Origin of the sequence: Microbacterium gawkjiense, assembly GCF_031932225.1 — a bacterium.
Classification (GTDB): Bacteria; Actinomycetota; Actinomycetes; order Actinomycetales; family Microbacteriaceae; genus Microbacterium; species Microbacterium gawkjiense.
Genome location: NZ_JAUZVV010000002.1, coordinates 865,673 through 885,070, shown reverse-complemented (window position 1 = coordinate 885,070; position 19,398 = coordinate 865,673). Strand labels below are relative to the sequence as shown.

Annotated in this window: 19 protein-coding genes; 3 read left to right on the top strand and 16 right to left on the bottom strand. The window is 72.5% G+C overall.

Translation table 11 applies throughout. The features are described from left to right. Positions 1-38: 38 nt before the first annotated feature. From Q9S71_RS12420 to Q9S71_RS12405, 4 genes are all read right to left on the bottom strand, one after another. Complete coding sequence (locus Q9S71_RS12420) at positions 39-500, bottom strand: hypothetical protein (RefSeq protein ID WP_311862636.1); 462 nt, start codon at positions 498-500, stop codon at positions 39-41. Between the two features lie 119 nt (positions 501-619). Continuing rightward, positions 620-2,182: a glycerol-3-phosphate dehydrogenase/oxidase gene (locus Q9S71_RS12415; RefSeq protein ID WP_311862635.1), complete on the bottom strand. Its 1,563-nt coding sequence runs from the start codon at positions 2,180-2,182 to the stop codon at positions 620-622. Then, a complete protein-coding gene (locus Q9S71_RS12410; protein ID WP_311862634.1) occupies positions 2,179-2,991 on the bottom strand; it encodes an aminoglycoside phosphotransferase family protein in 813 nt (270 codons plus the stop codon). The genes Q9S71_RS12415 and Q9S71_RS12410 overlap by 4 nt, the downstream gene beginning before the upstream one ends. Beyond that, the gene (locus tag Q9S71_RS12405) at positions 2,988-3,662 is read right to left on the bottom strand and encodes a class II aldolase/adducin family protein (protein WP_311862633.1); all 675 of its coding nucleotides are present in this window, start codon (positions 3,660-3,662) and stop codon (positions 2,988-2,990) included. Before Q9S71_RS12405 ends, Q9S71_RS12410 begins: the two co-directional genes overlap by 4 nt. 47 nt (positions 3,663-3,709) lie before the next feature. Here Q9S71_RS12405 and Q9S71_RS12400 point away from each other — a divergent pair, with 47 nt between their 5' ends. Beyond that, positions 3,710-4,360 carry a TetR/AcrR family transcriptional regulator gene (locus Q9S71_RS12400; protein ID WP_311862631.1) on the top strand — a complete coding sequence of 217 codons (651 nt, stop codon included), beginning with the start codon at positions 3,710-3,712 and terminating at the stop codon, positions 4,358-4,360. 7 nt (positions 4,361-4,367) lie between these two features. Here Q9S71_RS12400 and Q9S71_RS12395 read toward each other — a convergent pair whose 3' ends face one another. The 6 genes from Q9S71_RS12395 to Q9S71_RS12370 form a co-directional block, all read right to left on the bottom strand. Beyond that, positions 4,368-5,519 (bottom strand): MFS transporter, encoded by a 1,152-nt coding sequence (locus Q9S71_RS12395; RefSeq protein WP_311862629.1) that lies wholly within the window; start codon positions 5,517-5,519, stop codon positions 4,368-4,370. 1 nt (position 5,520) lies between these two features. Further along, entirely contained in the window at positions 5,521-6,786 is a 1,266-nt protein-coding gene (locus Q9S71_RS12390; RefSeq protein ID WP_311862628.1) for an aminotransferase class III-fold pyridoxal phosphate-dependent enzyme, read from the bottom strand. After that, positions 6,783-7,562: a hypothetical protein gene (locus Q9S71_RS12385; RefSeq protein ID WP_311862627.1), complete on the bottom strand. Its 780-nt coding sequence runs from the start codon at positions 7,560-7,562 to the stop codon at positions 6,783-6,785. Before Q9S71_RS12385 ends, Q9S71_RS12390 begins: the two co-directional genes overlap by 4 nt. After that, positions 7,552-8,178: a TetR/AcrR family transcriptional regulator gene (locus tag Q9S71_RS12380; RefSeq protein WP_311862626.1), complete on the bottom strand. Its 627-nt coding sequence runs from the start codon at positions 8,176-8,178 to the stop codon at positions 7,552-7,554. The genes Q9S71_RS12385 and Q9S71_RS12380 overlap by 11 nt, the downstream gene beginning before the upstream one ends. Beyond that, complete coding sequence (locus Q9S71_RS12375; protein WP_311862624.1) at positions 8,178-8,951, bottom strand: SDR family NAD(P)-dependent oxidoreductase; 774 nt, start codon at positions 8,949-8,951, stop codon at positions 8,178-8,180. The genes Q9S71_RS12380 and Q9S71_RS12375 overlap by 1 nt, the downstream gene beginning before the upstream one ends. A 141-nt stretch (positions 8,952-9,092) precedes the next feature. After that, positions 9,093-10,166 (bottom strand): Glu/Leu/Phe/Val dehydrogenase family protein, encoded by a 1,074-nt coding sequence (locus Q9S71_RS12370; protein WP_311862623.1) that lies wholly within the window; start codon positions 10,164-10,166, stop codon positions 9,093-9,095. A gap of 109 nt (positions 10,167-10,275) precedes the next feature. On the opposite strand from Q9S71_RS12370, the gene Q9S71_RS12365 reads away from it, so the two are divergent. Together Q9S71_RS12365 and Q9S71_RS12360 are read left to right on the top strand one after the other, a co-directional pair. Further along, on the top strand, positions 10,276-11,079 hold the full coding sequence (locus Q9S71_RS12365) for a methyltransferase domain-containing protein (protein WP_311862622.1): 804 nt from the start codon (positions 10,276-10,278) through the stop codon (positions 11,077-11,079). 4 nt (positions 11,080-11,083) lie between these two features. Then, positions 11,084-11,560, top strand: a complete 477-nt coding sequence (locus Q9S71_RS12360; RefSeq protein ID WP_311862621.1) for a YbaK/EbsC family protein — start codon at positions 11,084-11,086, stop codon at positions 11,558-11,560. A 16-nt stretch (positions 11,561-11,576) separates the two neighbouring features. Here Q9S71_RS12360 and Q9S71_RS12355 read toward each other — a convergent pair whose 3' ends face one another. From Q9S71_RS12355 to Q9S71_RS12330, 6 genes are read right to left on the bottom strand one after another with little or no spacing between them, the layout of a single operon-like run. Beyond that, on the bottom strand, positions 11,577-11,921 hold the full coding sequence (locus Q9S71_RS12355; RefSeq protein WP_311862620.1) for a UBP-type zinc finger domain-containing protein: 345 nt from the start codon (positions 11,919-11,921) through the stop codon (positions 11,577-11,579). Between the two features lie 14 nt (positions 11,922-11,935). Further along, a complete protein-coding gene (locus Q9S71_RS12350) occupies positions 11,936-13,582 on the bottom strand; it encodes an FAD-dependent oxidoreductase (RefSeq protein ID WP_311862618.1) in 1,647 nt (548 codons plus the stop codon). A 10-nt stretch (positions 13,583-13,592) separates the two neighbouring features. Further along, positions 13,593-15,425, bottom strand: a complete 1,833-nt coding sequence (gene nhaA / locus Q9S71_RS12345) for a Na+/H+ antiporter NhaA (RefSeq protein ID WP_311862616.1) — start codon at positions 15,423-15,425, stop codon at positions 13,593-13,595. 54 nt (positions 15,426-15,479) lie between these two features. Next, on the bottom strand, positions 15,480-17,369 hold the full coding sequence (locus Q9S71_RS12340; RefSeq protein ID WP_311862614.1) for a glycogen debranching N-terminal domain-containing protein: 1,890 nt from the start codon (positions 17,367-17,369) through the stop codon (positions 15,480-15,482). Next, positions 17,366-18,280, bottom strand: a complete 915-nt coding sequence (locus tag Q9S71_RS12335) for a carbohydrate ABC transporter permease (protein ID WP_311862612.1) — start codon at positions 18,278-18,280, stop codon at positions 17,366-17,368. The genes Q9S71_RS12340 and Q9S71_RS12335 overlap by 4 nt, the downstream gene beginning before the upstream one ends. Beyond that, on the bottom strand, positions 18,277-19,398 hold the full coding sequence (locus Q9S71_RS12330) for a carbohydrate ABC transporter permease (protein WP_311862611.1): 1,122 nt from the start codon (positions 19,396-19,398) through the stop codon (positions 18,277-18,279). Before Q9S71_RS12330 ends, Q9S71_RS12335 begins: the two co-directional genes overlap by 4 nt.

The following is a 19,398-nucleotide window of genomic DNA, read 5'->3' as shown; positions in this document are numbered from 1 at the left end:
CTGTCTCTGGGCTTACGGGACCTGTCCGTCGTGAGACCTCACATGCCGCCCTTCTCATTGACGACGGTGTCGACCAGGTTGGGCGTGAAGGAGTCCACGACCGCCTCGCCGTAACCGACATCCGCGGGATCGGCGCCGACCGTGCAGTCACCGTACAGCGGCCCGTTCTCGTTCTCGCCTTCCAGAACCACCCACCAGGCTCCGCTCTGTGTGAGGAACGCGTATTGCTCGCCAGTGAGGGTCGAGTCGACCTCGGACCTCTCGTGTGCGGCGACGCACAGCTCGATCGCATCGCTGCTGCTCATCGTCGGGGCGGCGTACGCCTCGTCTGCGATCGGATCCGCCGACGGGTCGGGCGCGGGAGATGGAGTGGGCGACACGGTGACCGTCTCCGTGACGGCGACGGTCACCGTCGGCGCAGGCGACGCTCCGGGCGCGCACGCCGCGAGCAGGAGCGCGACGGCGCCGGCTCCGGATGCGACGACGACGGTCTTCTTCATGGTTCCCCCTGTGTCATGACCGAATGCGGATGCTGGTCACGGCCACCCTTGCGTACTCACGCGCGATGCACGACGCGACGCGCCCGGCGGTCTCGGAACCGCCGATACCGATGCGAGATTCAGTCCGGCAGGCGGACGGCTGTGCGCGCGGCGTCCAGCTCGGCGGCGCGCCGGTCGGGCGTCCAGTCGAGCTCTGCACCGGCGACGTCCGCGGCCGCCGTCAGGACGTCCTCGCCCGGGTCGCCGCGGCGGCCGATACCGGTGCGGTTGAGCAGGATGTCGGTCAGGTGCTCCACGGCCTCGTGGCGCGCCGCAAACGCGACCCCCGCGAGCAGTTCGCCGTCGTCGGTCGCGGGCTGCGACAGCAGGGCCGACTCGGCAGCGATGGCACGGAGGGTACCGGCATCCGATCCGTACAGCCGGTCGATCAGGTCGGTCGTGCCCGTGTCGACGAGGTCGGCGCCGTCCAGCGGGACGTCGGCGGTGCGGCTCGGCGCCGCCCTCCGGCCGATCGCGCGCGCCAGCGCCGGCACGGTCTTCTCGGCGAAGGCCCGCGCGGTCGTATACTTGCCGCCCGTCGCGGTGACGATGCCGGGTACGCCGTCCCGCGCGTGGTCGACGAGTTCCGAGGCGCGGGACGCGCGGTAGGTGTCGGTGCCGCTCGTCTCGGTGAGCGGGCGCAGACCGCCGTAGGCGGCCACGACGTCCGAGAACGAGAGCTCGACGGGCAGCCGGCCCGCGGTGTTGATGTCGCCCAGGAACCGCTCGATCGACTCGCGGGTCAGCCGCCACTGCGACACCTCACCCGTGTACGGCGTCTCGGTGGGGCCGATCAGCGTGCGGCCGCGCCACGGCGCGAAGCTGAAGTGGCCGCCCGAGGAGACCGTCAGCACCATCGTCTCGGTGACCGGCTTCGTGAGCAGGTAGATGCCCTCGGAGCGCACGGCGGGCCGCGGCCCCGCGGCATCCTGCAGCAGCCCCTCGGCCGCGAGCACGTCGTGAGCCCACGGTCCGCTCGCGTTCACCGTGATCCGCGCCCGGATCTCGTGCTCGGCGCCCGTCACGAGGTCGGTGACCCGCGCGCCGCGCACGCGGCCCGCGGCGGCGATGAGGCCGTCGGCGCGCGCGTGGTTCGCGACCTGCGCGCCGTGCGCGACGGCGGAACGGACGAAGGCGAACGTCAGCCGCTCGGGGGACAGCATCATCGCGTCGTGGAAGAGGATGCCGCTCTCGAGGTGCCCGAGCCCGCGTCGACGCAGCTCGCCGCGGCTGAGACTGCGGTGACGGGGGATGCGGTGGCTCTCGGCGACGCGGTTGCGGTCGAACGACAGCACGTCGTACGCCGTCAGGCCGACGTGCTCGAGGAGCCCCGGATCGGGGAGCACCATCGCGATGGGGGAGACGAGTCCCGGCGCGATCCGCGAGAGGGTGCGACGCTCGGCGAGCGATTCGCGGACGAGTCCCACCTCGAGGTTCTTGAGGTAGCGCAGACCCCCGTGGATGAGCTTGCCGGTCGCGGCGGAAGTCGCCGCACCGAAGTCGCCCTTCTCGACGAGCGCGACCGAGAGGCCGCGGCTCGCCGCCTCGTACGCGATCGCCGCGCCGGTGATCCCGCCCCCGACGATGAGGACGTCGACCGTCTCGCCGGGCCCCGGAAGCGAGCGCAGGACCGTGGTCGTCATCGCGCGATCACCGAGCGGATGCCGCTCAGCAGCCGATCCCGTTCGCTGGGGATGTCGAGCATCCCGAGGCGCAGCACCCGCGCCGCCGTCGCCCAGCGGTCGAGCCGCGCCGTCGTCATCCCCGTGACGGACAGGTACTCCGAGAGGTACATCCGCCCCATCGCCCCCCGCGCCGCGCCGTAGACGAGCAGCTGCGCACGCGAGGCGCCGGGGAACAGCTCGGCCTCGGTGAACAGCAGCCGCGTCATCGCGACGTCGGCCGCGGGGTCGCCGCACGCGGTCGACTGCCAGTCGATCGTCGCGATGCCGCCGCCGTGGCGGAAGACGTTCATCGGGTGGAAGTCGAGGTGCAGCACGCTGTCGCCGCCGGGGAGCGAGGCGAGGTGGTCGAGCAGGGCGCTCCGCTCGCGCGCGGTGAGGGCGCCGAAGGGAGCCGAGCCGACGAGGTCCGCCGCGACGTCGCGGACGTCGGGGAAGCGGTCGGTCGCGACGCGGTGGATGCGGGCGTGCTCCCGCGCGAGCGACCGGGCGACCCGCCGCATCCGCAGCGGATTCTTCTCGGCGACCGTCGTGAGCGCGACCCCCTCGATCCGGTCGAACGCGGCGGCGCGGCGGCCACCGGCATCCGTCCTGCCGTGGCAGCGGATCGGGGTCAGCCCGAGGTCGAACGCGGCGGTCGCGTCCTCGACCTCGCGGTCGATCGCCTCAATCGGCCAGTCGTCGCGGTAGACCTTCAGCACCCTGTCGGCGGTCAGCGCGTGGACGTCGGCCGATCGGCCGTGCGCGACGAGTTCGCCGACGCCGCTCACGCCGACACCCGCTTCGTCGTGCCGTAGCCGAGCCGCGTCGCATGGGCGATGACCGCCTGCTGCTGAGCGTCGTCGAGCGGGCGCGGCACGCCGACGACGGCGGCGCGCAGGTAGAGGTCGGCGAGCCATTCGACGAGCAGGGCGTTCTCGATCGCGCCGGCGAGGTCGGGGCCGAGCGCGACGGCGCCGTGGTTCGCCATCAGCGCGGCCAGGCGGCCGTCGAGGGCGGCACCGACGGCCGCAGCGAGCTCGGGTGTGCCGAACGCGTGGAACGGCGCGACGCGCAGGGCGCCGCCCAGGGTGAGCTGCTGGTAATGCACGACGGGCAGCTCGTCGAGAACGAGCGACAACGCGGTCGCGTTCGGGGCGTGGGTGTGCACGACCGCGGCGACACGGTCCGGGGGCGCTGCGCGCAGCACGCCGAGGTGCAGGGCGAGCTCGGAGGTCGGCGCGAGGGATCCCTCGACCACGGCACCGCCCAGGTCGACCACGGTGACGTCGTCGGCGGTCGCGTCCGCCAGGACCGCGCCGGTCGCCGTCACGGCGACGACGTCGAGGCGGCGCGCACTGACGTTGCCGGCCGTCCCGATGAGCAGGCCGTGCGCCGCCAGGGTGCGAGACGCCGCGGCCACGGACGCGCGGAGATCGTGATGGTGCGACGTCGTCGTCATGCTGCTAACGTTGCCGCGACCCCTAACCAAAGTCAAGTTTGATTCTCATGGACACCGCTGACGCCGCCGACGCCGCCGACGCCCAGGACTGGGCGACGCTCGCGCTGCGCCGCACACCCACACAGCAGCGCTCGCGGCGGAAGGTGACGCAGGCGATCGCCGCGGCCGAGGCCCTCGTCCTCACCGAGGGGGTCGACGTCATCACGCTGCCGCGCGTCGCGGCCGAGGCGGGGGTCAGCGTCGGGGCGCTCTACCAGTACCTGCCCGACCGCGAGGCGATCCTCGGCGCCATCGTGGCGCGGTACCACGAGCGTCTCGAGCGGCTCCTCGACGAGGCGATCGAGCGCATGCGCACCGATCCGCGCACCGAGGACCCCGTCGGACGCGTCCTGCGCGCCGTCGCCGACGTCTACCTCGATGAGGGGTCGGCCCGCTCGCTCGGGACCGTCGCGATCTCGGCCGAAGCGGATGCCGCGCGTCGCCGCCACAAGCGCGCGATGGCGGACCGCGTCCACACCCTCCTGCGCCTGGCCGGTGTGCTCGACCGCGTCGACGCCGAGCGCGGCGCGGCCGTCGCCCGCGTCGCCTTCGCCTCGGCGGACGCCGTCCTGCACGAGGCGTTCGCCGCCTCCGAGGCGGAGCGTGCGCTGCTGCTCGCCGAGCTCGAGCGGTCGCTGCGCGCGTCGCTCGGCGCCTGATCGCGGGTCAGGCGGGGGCGCGCCGCCAGGCGGGGACGGCGGCGACGAGGAGCAGGGCGGGCAGCAGGAAGGCGAGACCCGACCCGGTCACGTCGGTGAGCACCCCGACGCCGACGGCGCCGAGGATCGCGCCCGCGTAGTTGAACAGGTTCACGCGGGCGACGACCTCGTCGCTGCGCGCAGGATCGATGCCTCCCGCGAGACCGAAGGCGAGCGGGACGAGCGCCCCGACGGCCAGGCCGCTCACCGCGAACGCCGCGATCGCCACCGCGGGGGTCGGCACCGCTGCCACCGCGATCGCGCCCGTCACCCCGAGCACGAGGCCGATCGCGAGCAGGCGACCGCGGCCGAGGCGCCGCACCACGGCATCCGTCGCCAGTCGCGCGGCGAGCACGCCCCCCTGATAGGCGGCGAGACCGACGGGGGCGAGCGCGCCGGCGGCGCCGATCGCCAGCAGGTGCACCGAGCTCCACGAGCTGACCGCGGAGTCGACGGTGTAGGCGGCGAGGATCACGAGGCCGACGACGGTGGTCGCGCGCCCGTCGAGGCGGGGGCCGCGTGGGCCGCTCCACTGTGCGCTCCGTGCCGCGCGCTCGCGGCTGAGCCGCCTTCCGCACACGAGGAGGAACGCGAGCTGCAGGGCCGCGGCGGCCACGAGCGTCAGGAACGCCGGCGCCCCGGCGGCGAGGACCCCGGCCATCCCGAGCGCGCCGACGATGGATCCCGCCGTCAGCGTCGCGAAGAACCGCCCCAGCAGGGGAGTGCCGCGCCCGCGCTGCACGAGAACCCCCTGCATGTTCGACGACGCGTCGATGAGGCCCAGCCCGAGTCCGTAGAGCAAGACGGATGCCGCGAGCACGGCGGTCCCCGGCGAGAACGCCGTCGCCACGAGTCCGACCGCTTGCAGGGACAGGCCCGCGATGACCCCGTGCCGGCTGCTGGCGCGGCGGGCGATCGCGTCGGCGGTGAGCGATCCGAGCGCGGCCGTGACGCACACGCCCAGCAGGATCACGGCGATGCCGGTCGCGTCCAGTCCGGTGCGCTCCTGGAACGCGGGCAGCGCCGTCACGATGACGGCGTACCCGAGTCCCTGCAGGCCGTAGACGCCGGCGACTGCGAGGACGCCGCCGGTGGTCGCCGGTGCGGTCGTGGCGCTCACCTCACACCGTCGCGGGGTGGCGGGTGCGCAGCGCCGCGAAGGCGTCGGCGGCGATCTCGACGGTGCGGTCGACGTCGGCCTCGGTGACCGCGGCGTTGAGGAAGTGGTTGTGGTGCGACGTGAGGTAGGCCCCGCGCCGCACGCACTCGGCGATCCAGTCCTGGTGCAGCATGAGCGAATCCGCCGGGTCGGCCACGCGCAGGTAGAACAGGGCCGGTGCGCCGGAGGCGACGAGGGTGAACCCCGCGTCGGCGGCGGCCTCGGTGAGACCGTCGGTCAGCCGTCGCCCGAGCCGGTCGAACAGCGCCGGGGCGTCGAGCTCGCGCAGCTTGCGCTGCGTCGCGATGCCCGCCGCGAAGGGGACGGCGCTCATCCAGTAGCTGCCCGTGTAGGTGATCGAGCTCACCGCTTCTTTGAGCGAGTCCTTGCCGAGCAGCGCCGACACGTTGTACCCGTTGGCGAGCGCCTTGCAGAAGCAGATCAGGTCGGCCTCGAACCCGAAGTAGTGGTCGCTGCCGGCGAGGTCGAGGCGGAACCCGGCGCGGACGTCGTCGATGATCAGCACGACGCCGTGTTCGTCGCAGAGCCTGCGCACCGCCTGCCAGTAGCCGTCGGCGGGCAGCTGGTTGTCGACGAAGTTGCCGTGCATGTACGGCGTCGAGATGAGCGCCGCGACCTGTCCTCGGTTCTCGGCGAGCAGCGTCCGCAGCGCCTCGATGTCGTTCCAGGGCACGTAGAGGTTGTTCGCGACGTCCTCCTCCAGCACGCCGGGGTAGTCGAGCTTCTGCGTCCACGGGGCGACGCCGTGATAGAAGCCCTTCACGAACACGACCTTCTTCCGCAGCGTCGCGGCGCGCGCCGTCATGATCGCGAGCGTCGTCGTGTCGCCGCCGTTCTTCGCGAACATCGCCCAGTCGGCGCTGGCGATCTGGTCGACCAGCAGCTCGGCGAAGTCGATCATCACGGTGGACGGCAACGAGACGACGTCCTCCTTCTTCGCCTGCTCCTGCGCCGCGGCGGTCACGTCGGGGTCGTTGTAGCCGAGGACGTTGGGCCCGTACGCGCACATCCAGTCGATGAACTCGTTGCCGTCGAGGTCCCAGAACCGGGTGCCCTCGGCGCGGACGGCGAACTTCGGGAAGCCCTCGTTCGGCAGGTGGAGCCCCTCGGTGGGACCGAGGTGACCCGGGATGCCGCCGGGGATCACCCGCTGGGCGCGACGGAAGGCGGCGAGGCTCTTGTCGAAGGTGTACACGGGGGAGCTCACTTTCCGAGGTAGTGGCCGACGCGGTCGAGGATGCGGCTCGTGTTGTCGACGAGGGGGATGTAGCCGCGGATGGCGATGCGACCGTCGCCGACGCACGCGAGCGCGCTCTCGCGCCCCGCGAGCACGTCGCCGGCGGTCTGCAGGTCGGCGAACCGGAACACCGCCCGCGGCGCGGCATCCGTCACGGGAACCCGGGAGACCGCGTGGTCGCGCACGCGCAGCCGGTGCCGCAGGGCGTCGCCGACGGCGATGTCGAGGTCGCCGTCGCTCATCTGCGCGGCGCTGAACCGGCCCGAGCGGTCGCGGTTCGCGACGACGGCGATCGCCCCGACCGCCACCTCGAGCAGCATCGTGCGGTGCGCGTCGGTGAACGCCGAGTCGGCGAGGTCGGCGTCGGACGGGCGCAGGTGCCGGCCGAGCAGGTCGCTGAGCGGCGTGAACACGCGGGTGAGGAAGCGCAGGCCCGCGGGGCCGGCGAGGGGGAGCGGCGACCCGCGCCCGTCGAGGACGGTGTTCAGGTGTCCCGGGGAGCGGAACACGAGCGTCGCCTTCGCCGCACCCGGGTCCTCGCCGTCGGCGCGGCGGACGCCGTCGCGGGCGAAGACGAGCCCGAGCGTGTCGCCGCCCACCACCCGCACCGTCAGCATCACCGGCTGCGGCAGGTCCGCGAGCAGCGTCGACGCCTCGGGCGCGACCTCCGACAGCCGGGGCAGCGCGCCGAGGACGGCGTGCAGGTTGACCGCGGCGAGGACGCGGTCGTCGATCTCAGTCAGCACGGGTGCTCCCTTCGGTCGGTGCCCCGAGTGGGGCGGATGCCGCGACGAGGGCCGTCGCAGCGAACGAGGCCGTGCGACGCGCGGCATCCGAGTCCCCGTCGGCGAGCCACGTTGTCGTGAGGCCGTCGACGACGACCACGAGGTGGCGGGCGAGGTCGGCGACGGGCTGGGTCCAGCGGCTGCCGGTGATCTCGGCCGCGTAGACCAGCACCTGCTCGGCCGCCCGGTAGTAGGTCTCCCACTGGGCGCGCATCTGGCCGGCGGGGTCGCGGCGGCGTGCAACGAGGGCGAGCTCGAGGAGCGCGATCTCGTGGTCGGGGTCGCGCTCGAGCAGGTCGATGTAGCCCTCCAGGCCCGAGCGGAGCGCCGCGACCATCGACGTCGGATCGATCGCCCGGGACTCGGCCGCGAAGCGCTCCTGCTCGATGACCGTGTCGATGACCGCCGTCATGAGTTCGTCCTGCGTGCCGAAGATGTAGGTGAACGCACCGAGCGGCATCCCGGCCTCGGAGGTGATCGCGCGGGTGGTCGCCGCCGCGAGGCCGCGCCGGGCGATGACCCGGATCGCGGCGGCGATGAGTTCGTCACGCCGCTCTTCGGGCGGCATCCGGCGCATCAGGCGCTCCCCACCGCGCGGGCCGCGACCCACAGGCGCAGACGACGGGGCGAGACGCGGGCGGCCCAGCCCTGCACCCGGTTCGCCGCGCCGACCGTGCGGACGGGCGACGGGTTCGCGGCGTCGAGGGCGGCGAACGCCTCGTCGAGCACGTCGTCGACGGATTTCGTCGCACCGACCTTGAAGGTTTCGGAGCCCGCCGCCGTGAAGAACTCCGTCTCGGTGGGCCCCGGGCACAGGGCCAGCACGCGGAGGCCGGTGCCGCGCGTCTCCTGCCAGATCGCCTCGGTGAGCGAGGTGACGTACGCCTTCGTCGCCGCGTACACGGCGAGGCCCGGCAGCGGCTGGTGGCCGGCGTTGCTCGACACGTTGACGAGCACGCCGCGCGCGGCGATCAGGTGGGGGAGGAGGGCGCGGGTCAGCAGCGTGAGCGCCGCGACGTTGACCTGCACCTCGGCGGCGACCCGCGCCGCATCCTCTTCCGCGAAGGGGGATGCCGTGCCGAACCCGGCGCTGTTGACGAGCCCGGACGGGTGGATGCCGCGCTCGTCCAGCGCCGCCGCGATCGCAGCAGGTGCCGCCGGGTCGGCGAGGTCGGCCGGGAGGACCGTCGCCTCGATCCGGTGCAGGCCGCGCAGTTCCTCGGCGACGCTCTCGAGGCGGTCGGCGCGCCGCGCGACGAGGACGACGTCGTGCCCGCGCGCGGCGAACCGGCGCGCGAATCCGGGGCCGATCCCCGAGCTGGCTCCGGTGATGACGATGGCTCCCGGCATGAGACCTCCCGTGTGTGACCGTGTGGTGGACGGAGTTGTACAGATGTACAAGTCCGGTGGTCACTCAGTATGGCCGGGCACGCACGCCACGTAAAGAGGCGGATGCCGGGAGCACCGGCATCCGCCTCTCGATGCGTGCGATCAGACCGCCGCGGGCTCGCGCCTGCCGGTCGCCAGCCGCTCGGCCGCGTAGGCCTCGGCCGCGTCGAGCGGGGTGACCCCGCGTGCGGCGGCGTCGTCGAACAGCCGGCGCAGGGTGTCGCCGATACCGTCGATGCGGGTCGCGATCTCATCGCGGTGACCGGGCGTCCGCGCCTCGACGTTGAGGTAGATGACGCCGCCGGCGTTCGCGACGAAGTCGGGGGCGTAGAGGATGCCGCGGTCCGCGAGGCGTGCGGCGCCCGAGCGGTCGGCGAGCGGGTTGTTCGCGGGTCCGCAGACGGCCTTCGCCGCGAGCGCGTCGATGACGTCGTCGTCCAGGACGCCGCCGATGCCGGCCGGGACGAACACGTCCGCCGGCACGAGGTGCTCGGTGCCGGGCTCGACCCACGTCGCGCCGAGCTCCGCCGCGAGCGACATCTTCGCCGGGTTCACGTCGGTGACCGTGAGGAACGCGCCCTCTCCCGACAGACGCACGGCGAGCCGGCTGCCGACCTGGCCGAGGCCCGAGATCGTGATGCGGCGGCCGGCCACCTCGGGGGACCCCGCGACGCGCTCCAGCGTCGCGCGGAGGGCGGCGTACACGCCGCGGCTCGTGGGGCCGGCGGGCTCGCCCGAACCGCCGACCGAGTCGGGCAGCCCCACGACGTGCGCCGTGCGCTCGCTGACGACGAGCATGTCCTCCGTCGTCGAGCCCACGTCCTCCGCCGTCCGGTACAGGCCGCCGAAGGACTCGACCGCGTCGCCGAGGTCGAGGAAAGCCGCGCGTCGACGGTCGGCGTCGAGCGTGTCGCCCTCGCGCAGCGCGATGACCGACTTGCCGCCCCCGGCATCCAGTCCCGCGGTCGCGTTCTTGAGCGTCATCGCGGCCGACAGCCGCAGCGCGTCGCCCATCGCATCGGACCAGTGCGGGTAGCGCCACAGGCGGGCACCGCCGAGGGCGGGGCCGAGCGCCGAGGAGTGCAGGGCGACGGTGACGACGAGTCCGCTGCGCCGACCCGTGATCACCTCCACGCGTTCGTGGGTGAGATCGGGCAGGGGCAGGGTGTGCGTCATTGCATTCCTTCTCGGCGGGCCTTGTGGGCGCTGCGGTGCGGATGCCGCCGATGTGCGGCATCCGTCATCATTCTGCCTCGCATATCGCTCGACGCCTAGGCTGTCGACCATGCAGACCGAGCGGTACTCCCACGGCCACCACGAGAGCGTGCTGCGGGCGCACACCTGGCGGACGGCGGAGAACTCGGTCGGGTACCTGCTGCCGCACCTGCGGCCCGGCGCCTCGCTCCTCGACGTCGGCGCGGGCCCGGGCACGATCACCGTCGACCTGGCGCGTCGCCTCGCCCCCGGCCGGGTCGTCGGCGTCGACGCTTCGGCCGACGTCGTCGCCCAGGCGCAGGCCCATGCCGCGGCCGAGGGCGTCACGAACGTCACTTTCGCGACCGCCGACGCCTACCGCCTCGACGCCGCAGACGGATCCTTCGACATCGTGCACACGCACCAGCTCCTGCAACACCTCGCACGTCCCGTCGACGCCCTGCGCGAGTTCCGTCGCGTCGCGGGGCCGGACGGGCTCGTCGCCGCGCGCGAGGTCGACTACGCGGGCATCATCATCCACCCCCACATCCCCGCGCTCGACGACTGGCTCGACCTGCTGCTGCGGATGGGGCGCACCAACGGCGGTGAGCCGTCGGCGGGACGACGCCTCAAGGCGTGGGCGCGCGCGGCCGGGTTCGCCGACGTCGCCGTGAGCGCGTCGACCTGGCTGTTCGAGACCGACGAGCAGCGGGCCTGGTGGGGCGGATCGTGGGCCGACCGCGCCCTGCACTCCTCGTACGCCGACCACGCGCTCGAGCAGGGCATCGCCGACCGTGCCGACCTCGAACGCATCTCGGCGGGATGGCACGAGTGGGCCGCGTCCGAGGACGGCTGGCTGCTCATGCCCCACGGTGAGATCCTGGCGAGAGGCTGACCCCGTGACCGACAACCTCAGCGCGCGCAGCCGCCTCGTGTACGACGCCCTGCGGGCCGCCGGCATCCCGGGGGAGATCGTCGTCCTGCCCGATGCCGCTTCCACCGCGGCGCTCGCCGCCGCCGCCCTCGGGGTCGAGGTCGGCGCGATCGCCAACAGCCTCGTGTTCCAGTGCGACGGTGCGCCCCTGCTCGTCATGACCAGCGGCGCCCACCGCGTCGACACCGCTGCGCTCGCCGCGCGCCTCGGGCGAGGGAGGATCAGCCGGGCGACGCCCGACCAGGTGCGCGAGGCGACCGGCCAGGCCATCGGCGGCGTCGCGCCCACCGGGCACCCCGCGCCGCTCGAGACCCTCGTCGACGAGGACCTCGCCCGCTACCCGCAGATCTGGGCGGCCGGCGGCACCCCGCACACGGTCTTCCCGATGACGTTCGACGAGCTCGTGCGCCTCACCGGCGGCCGGGTCGTCTCCGTCGTCTGAGGACCGGCCGTCACCCTCACGTATGGATGAGCTCGCGCCAGTTCAGCGGCACGCGGCCGCGGGGACCGGGGGAGGGTTGATCGGCGGGGTGGCTGGTCGGCGGCGCCAACTCGGGACCCTCGAACATCGCCTCGTCGACGTAGTCCCAGTACCAGTCCTCGCCGGGCTCGAAGCTCTGCACGAGCCGGTGCCCGGTCTCGCGGAAGTGCGCCGTCGCGTGCTGCCCGGGCGACGTGTCGCAGCATCCCACGTGCCCGCACGACGCGCAGCGGCGCAGGTGCACCCAGAAGCCCTCGTGCTCGTCGCACTCCCGGCAGCCGATCCCCGACGGGGCGGCGTTGGTGTCGATGTCGGAGCTCATCCGGTTCCTTCCGATCAGTAGGCGAGGGCGCGGTGGACGGAGGCGACGGCGCTCGAGCCCTCGCCGACCGCGGCGGCGACGCGCTTCATGGATCCGCGGCGGACGTCGCCGGCTGCGAACACCCGCGGTGCCGACGTCTCGAACGGGAACGGCTCCCGCCCGAGGTCCCGCCACTGCGCGATGGACTGCACGGCGACGTCGGTCCCGGTGCGGATGAAGCCGTCGGTGTCGCGATCGAGCGTCGGCAGCCACGAGGTGGCCGGGTCCGCCCCGATGAAGCAGAACAGGCCGCGGGCATCGACCGCGCCGGCCGAGTCGATCGTGACCGATTCGAGCGTCCCGTCGCCGTCGAGTCCGGTGACGTGGGATGCCGTGTGCACCCGCACGCGCGGATCCTCGGCCAGCCGGTCGGCGAGGTAGCTCGACATGCGCGCGCGCAGGTCGCCACCGCGCACGACGAGGTGCACCGGCGACCCGTGCGCGGCGAGATAGAGGGCCGCCTGACCCGCCGAGTTCGCCCCGCCGACCACGACCACCGGCTTGCCCTGCACCTGCCGGAGCTCGAGGGGTGTCGCGGCGTAGTAGACGCCCGAGCGCTCGAAGTCCTCCCAACGGTCGAGGGCCAGTCGCCGGTACGCGGCGCCGGAGGTGACGATCGCGCTCCGCGCGCGGATCACGCGGCCGTCGGCGAGGGTCACATCGAGCAGATCCGCACCGACCTGGTCGAGGGCGACCGCCTCGCACGGTGCGTACACCCGCACGCCGAACTTCAGCGCCTGCAGCACCGCCTGCCCGATGAGGTCGCCGCCGCTCACACCGAAGGGGAACCCGAGGAAGTTCTCGATGCGCGACGTGGATGCCGCCTGCCCGCCCGGGGCGACGGCGTCGAGGAGGACCGTGCTGAGGCCCTCGGAGGCGCCGTAGATCGCGGCGGCCAGTCCCGCGGGCCCGCCGCCCACGACGACGAGGTCCACGATCTCGTCGGACTCGGCCTGGTAGCTGAGTCCGAGGCGCTCGGCGACGAGGCCGGGGGTGGCGCGGGGGATCGGCTCGCCCTGGACGTAGGCGACCGGCAGGTCTTCGGGGGACACGTCGTGACCGTCGAGCGTCGGCAGCTCGTCGGGCGCCAGGGTGACCGCCTTGTGGACGAGGTCGAGGCGTTCGGCGAAGCGCCGGAGCGACAGGAAGTCGTTCGAGGTCGTCGTCCCGACGAACTTCAGGGTCATCGCGGCCGGACCCGTGCGCAGAGATTCCCGCCGGGCCCACAGCGCGTGCAGGATCACGTCGCAGAGCTCGTCGTCCTCGCTCATGATCTCGCGCAGGGCGGCGCGCGAGAGCCGGTGCACGCGACCCGCCTGCGTCACCCGCGCCGACAGGAACGCGCTCTGACCGTTGAGGATGCCGAGCTCGCCGGCGAACCGACCGGGACCGACCGTCGTGATCACCGCTTCGCCGACCCATCGGAGGGCGTCGCGGACGATCTCGACCTCGCCGCTCTCGACGAAGATCAGGTCGTATCCCGCCTCGCCGGTGCGGAAGACGTAGTCGCCGACCTCGACGTCCTGCGGGACGGCAGCCGCGATCAGTCGGCGCCAGTGCGCGTCCGACAGGTCGGGCGACATCATGGCGTCCATCGCGGTGGGAGCGGTTTCTTCGGTCATGCCGATCAACCTACCGACCCGCCGGTGCGAGCGGCTCGTCGGCGTCCGACTGCAAGGCGCGGATGAGCGACTGGGCGTCGTACGGGCCGGTGTGCCGGCGGCCGTTCACGAAGAAGGTCGGCACCGAGCGGATGTTCATCGCCTCGGCGTCGAACATGTCGTCGCGGACGCGGCTCGCGACGTCCGGCGCCGTCAGGTCGCGTTCGAACCTCGGGACGTCGAGCCCCAGCTTGGCAGCCAGCCGCACGATGTCGGAGGGCAGCTGGTTGTCCTGGTCGGCGAACAGGCCCCGCTCGAACTCGAAGAACTTGCCCTGCTTCGCCGCCGCCTCCGACGCCTCGGCGCCCGCGAGGGCGTTGGGGTGCTGCTCGGTGAGCGGCGCGTGCCGCCAGACGTAGCGCAGGTTTGGGCCGAGCTCGGCCATGACCTCCTGGATCGACCCCGACGCCTTGAGGCAGAAACCGCATTGGAAGTCGCCGTACTCGACGATCTCGTAGGGCGCGTCGAGAGGGCCGAAGATGTGATCGCGCCGCGGGTCAACCGGGCGGACGAGGGTCTGCCCCACCTCCTCCTCGGGGTGGCGCGCATCCGCGACGCGGAAGACGAGTGCGCCGAGGGCGAAGGCCAGGACGGATGCCGCGAGCACCCCCACGCGCGCCTCGTTCTGCGCGTCGGGGTCCTCGATCGCGAGGTCGATGATGAACAGCGAGATGGTGAAGCCGATGCCGGCGAGGGCCGCGCCGCCCGCGATGCGGTCGAGCGAGAGCCCGGGACCGAAGTCGCCGATGCGGAGGGCCTTCAGGACGGCGGTCGACCCCCAGATGCCGGCGAACTTGCCAACGACGAGGCCGACGACGATGCCCCATGTGAGCGGCGACATCGCGGCCGCCGCGAGGATCTCGGGGCTGAGTGTCACGCCCGCGTTCGCCAGCGCGAACAGCGGCAGGATCACGTAGGCGACGTACGGCGCGTACGCGGTCTGCAGCCGCTCGTTGATCGAGATCGACTCGCGGAGGCTGTTCGCCGCCGCGCGGGCGTACTCGGTGCTCGGCGACTGCCGGAAGGTGCGGGCGAGCTCGAGCGCGTGCTCGACGTCGCGGCGGTCGGGGCGGTAGACGGGGACGAGCAGCGCGATGGCGACACCGGCGAGCGTCGGGTGCACACCCGAGGCGAGGAAGGCGAGCCACACGACGATCGCGAGGGTCGCGTAGATCGGCCCGCGCCCGCCGCGGAGGTACCGGACGAAGTAGATGCCGACGAGGCCGACGGCGGCGACGAGCAGCGGCATCGGGGTGAAGGTGTCGGTGTACACGAGGGCGATGATGCTGAGCGCCCCGATGTCGTCGACGACGGCCAGGGCGAGCAGGAACACGCGCAGGCGCCCCGACCCCCGCGGCCCGATGAGCGCGAGGGCGCCGACGAGGAAGGCGGTGTCGGTCGAGATGACGACGCCCCAGGCATCCGCGTTCCCCGTGGGGCCGGCGATGAGGACGAACAGCAGCGCGGGCAGGGCGAGGCCGGCGACGGCGGCGACGACGGGCACGACGGCGCGCGACCAGCTGGTCAGCTCGCCGATCGCGAACTCGCGCCGCACCTCGAGGCCGACCGTGAAGAAGAAGATCGCCATCAGGGCGTCGTTCACGAGCGCGTGCAGCGTGAAGTCGAGTCGTATGTCACCGAGCCCGATAGACAGGTGCGTCTCCCAGAAGCCGTGGTAGGTGCCCGAGGAGACGTTCGCCCACACGATGGCGGCCGCCGTCGCCAGGAGCAGCAGGAGCGCGCCCATGCGTGTGCGCCCCATCCTGCCGATGTGGTCCGCGATCGAGGCGAGTTTTCGCGCCATGCATCCTCCGGGGGTCGAGTCGGACCTCAGTCTCCACCCGAACCGGGGGAGCTGTCAGCCGGTGCGCGTGACGATCTCGTGACACACGACGGCCGCTGCCGCCGACCACGCCTGCGGTCGGCACGCCGCCGGATACGGGGCCGGCACGGTGACGTCGCTCGCGGCGTCGCCGGCGTGCAGCTCCGGCATGCGGTACCCGAACGCCTCGGCGGCGGCGAGCATTCCGTCGACGAGCACGGCGGCGTGCCGGTGCAGTCCGGCCTCCGCCATGCCGCGCGCGACGATGGCCGTGTCGTGCGCCCACACACTCCCGCCGTGATAGCTGAGCGGCCAGTAGCCACCGGCATCCGTCGACATGGTCCGCAAGCCGAAACCCGACGACATCGACGCGCCCACGAGGAGGTCGGCGACCGCGCGCTCCTCGTCGGGGTTCAGGATGCCGGTGCCCAGCAGGTGGCCCGCGTTCGAGGTCAGCGTGTCGACCGCCCGACCGTCGCGGTCGAGCGCGATCGCCGGGTAGCGGCCCTCGGGCGTCTCGACCCAGAAGCGATCGCGGAAGCGTGTGCGCAGCTCCGCCGCCCAGGCGCGCAGCCGCTCAGCCCCGTCCTCCTCCAGCGCGTCGAGCAGGTCGGCGGCCTTCACCGCCGCCTCGTAGGCGTAGCCCTGCACCTCGGAGAGGGCGATCGGCCCGGCGGCGAGGGAACCGTCTCGCCATTGGATCGAGTCGCCGGAGTCCTTCCACCCCTGGTTGGAGAGGCCGTGGCCGGTCTCGTCGACGTAGTCGAGGAAGCCGTCGGCGTTGGCTGCGGCGATCATCCAGTCGAGCGCGTCGTGCATCGTCGGGAGCAGATCCCGCACCTCGGCCACCGGCATCCCGGCGGCGTGCGCCTCGGCGAGGAGCGTCACCCACAGCGGGGTCGCGTCGACCGTGCCGTAGTAGAGCGGCGGCAGCGAGATGCCCTCGCCGGGCATCGTGAGCGTGCCGGCCCGCAGCTCGTGCGCGATCTTGCCGGGTTCCTCGGCCGTCTCTGGGTCGGCCGTGCTGCCCTGCAGGCGACCGAGGACGCGCAGAGTGGATGCCGCCATGCCCCGGTCCACGGGCAGGAACAGCCGTGCCGCCCACAGCGAGTCGCGCCCGAAGAGCGTGAAGAACCAGGGCGCGCCGGCGGCGAAGAACTCGTCCGCGCTGCCGGGCAGCGTCAGCCGCAGGGCATCGAGGTCGTCGAGGGCCTGCCGGAGCCAGCGGTGCAGGCGGGGATCGGCGCCGGGAGCCTCGGGCACCGCCCAGCCGGCAGCGCGCGACGTCCCGCGCACGACGAGCGACGGGTCGTCGATGTCGAGGCGCCACGAGACGGTGATCCGGGCCCGCGGCGGGCACTCCAGGTGCCAGGTGAGGACGATGTCGTCATCGGATGCCGCGACCTCCGCTCCGGGAGCCGACAGCCGCATCGACGCGTCCCCGGCCGCGATCTCGACGGCGTCGCCCGCGAGGGCGCGGTCGACCGCCGCGGCCGGCGCGGCTCCCGACTTGACGTCCTGCATCGAGGTCGCGTCGGGGGTGACGGCGACCTCGAGGACGAGCGGCACCCGCTCGTCGAGGTGCGAGACGAGCGTGAACTCCTCCGTCACGCGGCCGTCCGCGACGATGCGGCGCCGCGTCAGCCGGATCTTCGGGTCGGGCGTGCGGTCGTCCAGGCGTCGCAGCAGCGCTTCGAAGCGCAGATCGGATGCCGCATCCGCCGACCGTGAGATCCATTCCGGCGCGTGCGTCGCGGCATCCGTCCCGTAGCGCACCCGGGTCGCGCGGACGAACCGGGTGTCGCCGTGGAAGACGCCGTCGATCGCGCCGCTGCCGAGCTCGCCGTCGGCCCGCGACCACACCTGGGTGGGGGCGCGGAGGGCCACGACGGCGTCGGACAGGAAGGGCTGGAGGCCTGCGGTCATCCCTTGACTGCTCCTTCGGAGGTGTTCATGATGCGCTTCTGGAAGATGAAGAAGACGACGGCGACGGGGATCGTCATGAGCGCCGCGGCCGCGAGCTTCAACGGGTACTGCGTGCCCTGGCTCAGCTGACCGGACGACAGGCTCGCCACCCCGCGGGTGAGGGTGAACAGGTCCGGGTCCTGCACCGACACGATGAAGTGGGTCAGCTCATTCCATGATCCCTGGAACGAGAGGATCACGATCGTGATGAGCGCGGGGCGCGCCATCGGCAGGACGACCGACCAGTACACCCGGAACGTGCCGGCCCCGTCGATGCGCGCCTGTTCCTCGACGGACGGCGGGATCGACTCGAAGAAGTTCTTCATGATGAACACCCCCGCCGCGTCGACGAGGAGGGGCAGCACCATGCCCGCGTACGAGTCGTACATCCCGAGCTGGTTCAGGACGAGGAAGCGGGGGATGAGGAGCACGACCGCCGGCACGGCCATCACGGCGACGACGAGCGCGAAGATGACGCCGCGGCCCCGGAACGTCAACCGTGCGAGGGCGTACCCGGCGAGCGACACGAAGAACACGCGTCCGAGGGTCACGAGGATCGTCACGACCGCCGAGTTCGCGAACCAGAGCGGGAAGTCGCTGTTCAGGAACAGCCGCTCGTAGGCGGCGGTCGTGAAGGTCTGCGGGATCAGCGAGATCGGATTGGATGCCGCCTCCTGCTCGCTCTTGAACGAGGTCGCCACCTGAACGAGGAACGGATAGATGTACACGAGCGCCAGCCCGGCGAGTACCGCGTACAGCAGCACCTGACCGGTCACCGAGCGAGGGGTGAGGCGCCGGCGTCGGGACGGTGTGGCGTCGATCGGCGCATCGGTGAGCGTCTTCGTGCGGGCGAGGGTCCGGCTGTCGGTCACGACCGTGCTCCCTTCGGGGTGTACGCACGGATGCGTCGCTTCGAGACGGGCCGCTCCCTCAGGATCCAGCGCTGGAAGAGCGTGAACGCGATGATGATGAGGAACAGGATGAACGCGATCGCCGCGCCGATGCCCCAGTCCTGGTTGCTGAAGGCCGACGTGTACGACAGGTAGGCGGGGGTGATCGTCGTCTTTCCCGGCTGCCCCTTCGTGCCCGTGTAGATCTGGTCGAACACCTGCCAGCAGCCGATGAGGCCCAGCGTGATGACGGTGAAGAGGGTGGGCCGCAGCTGCGGCAGCGTGATGCGCCAGAACCGCTGCCACGCGTTCGCGCCGTCCATCATCCCCGCCTCCGTCAGCTCGAAGCCCACGTTCTGGAGGGCCGCGATGAACAGCAGCATGAACGTGCCGCTCGTCGTGAAGACGGCCATGAGGATGAAAGCGCTCATTGCGACCGAGGGCCCGGCGATCCAGTCCCACCCCGACAGGCCGAGGAAGCCGGGCTGCGAGATCGCGGCGGGCGCGGCGTCCACCCCGAAAAGGCCGAGGAACAGGTGCACGATGCCGCGGGGGTCGTTGAACCAGTTCGGCCCCTTGCCGCCGGTGACGGCGGCGATGAGGGCGTTGACGGGACCGGCGGCGCTGAAGAGGAAGATCCACAGCACCGTGATGGCGACCGAGCTCGTCACCGACGGGAAGTAGAAGGCGGTGCGGAAGAAGCCGCGCGCCTTCATCATCCGCCGGCTGACCAGCACCGCGAGGAACAGCGACAGCGCGGTCTGCAGCGGCACGACGAGGAAGACGTACCAGGCGTTGTTCCGCAGCGCCGTGCCGAAGTCGCGGCTGCGCAGCCCCTGGCCCGAGGTCAGCTCGGCGTAGTTGTCGAGTCCGACGAAGTTGACGTTGGGGGAGAGGGGGCTGCCCCGGCCGCCCCAGTCCGAGACGCTCACCCAGAGCGCCATGAGGACGGGGAGGAAGAGGAACACCCCGAGGATCACGACGACGGGGGAGACGAAGAGCCACCCGGCGACTCCCTCGCCGCGACGCAGACCGCGGGAGCGGTGGTCGCGGCGAGGGAGCTTCTCGGGTGCCCGTTCGGTGGCGACGGGCGTCGACAT

Excerpts from the sequence above, each read along its gene's own strand:
- Q9S71_RS12350 (WP_311862618.1), bottom strand. The coding sequence starts at position 13,582 with ATGACCGAAGAAACCGCTCCCACCGCGATGGACGCCATGATGTCGCCC.
- Q9S71_RS12415 (WP_311862635.1), bottom strand. The coding sequence starts at position 2,182 with ATGACGACCACGGTCCTGCGCTCGCTTCCGGGGCCCGGCGAGACGGTC.
- Q9S71_RS12380 (WP_311862626.1), bottom strand. The coding sequence starts at position 8,178 with ATGCGCCGGATGCCGCCCGAAGAGCGGCGTGACGAACTCATCGCCGCC.
- Q9S71_RS12330 (WP_311862611.1), bottom strand. The coding sequence starts at position 19,398 with ATGTCGACGCCCGTCGCCACCGAACGGGCACCCGAGAAGCTCCCTCGC.
- Q9S71_RS12420 (WP_311862636.1), bottom strand. The coding sequence starts at position 500 with ATGAAGAAGACCGTCGTCGTCGCATCCGGAGCCGGCGCCGTCGCGCTC.
- Q9S71_RS12375 (WP_311862624.1), bottom strand. The coding sequence starts at position 8,951 with ATGCCGGGAGCCATCGTCATCACCGGAGCCAGCTCGGGGATCGGCCCC.
- Q9S71_RS12370 (WP_311862623.1), bottom strand. The coding sequence starts at position 10,166 with ATGACGCACACCCTGCCCCTGCCCGATCTCACCCACGAACGCGTGGAG.
- Q9S71_RS12400 (WP_311862631.1), top strand. The coding sequence starts at position 3,710 with ATGGACACCGCTGACGCCGCCGACGCCGCCGACGCCCAGGACTGGGCG.
- Q9S71_RS12405 (WP_311862633.1), bottom strand. The coding sequence starts at position 3,662 with ATGACGACGACGTCGCACCATCACGATCTCCGCGCGTCCGTGGCCGCG.
- nhaA (WP_311862616.1), bottom strand. The coding sequence starts at position 15,425 with ATGGCGCGAAAACTCGCCTCGATCGCGGACCACATCGGCAGGATGGGG.
- Q9S71_RS12355 (WP_311862620.1), bottom strand. The coding sequence starts at position 11,921 with ATGAGCTCCGACATCGACACCAACGCCGCCCCGTCGGGGATCGGCTGC.
- Q9S71_RS12340 (WP_311862614.1), bottom strand. The coding sequence starts at position 17,369 with ATGACCGCAGGCCTCCAGCCCTTCCTGTCCGACGCCGTCGTGGCCCTC.
- Q9S71_RS12365 (WP_311862622.1), top strand. The coding sequence starts at position 10,276 with ATGCAGACCGAGCGGTACTCCCACGGCCACCACGAGAGCGTGCTGCGG.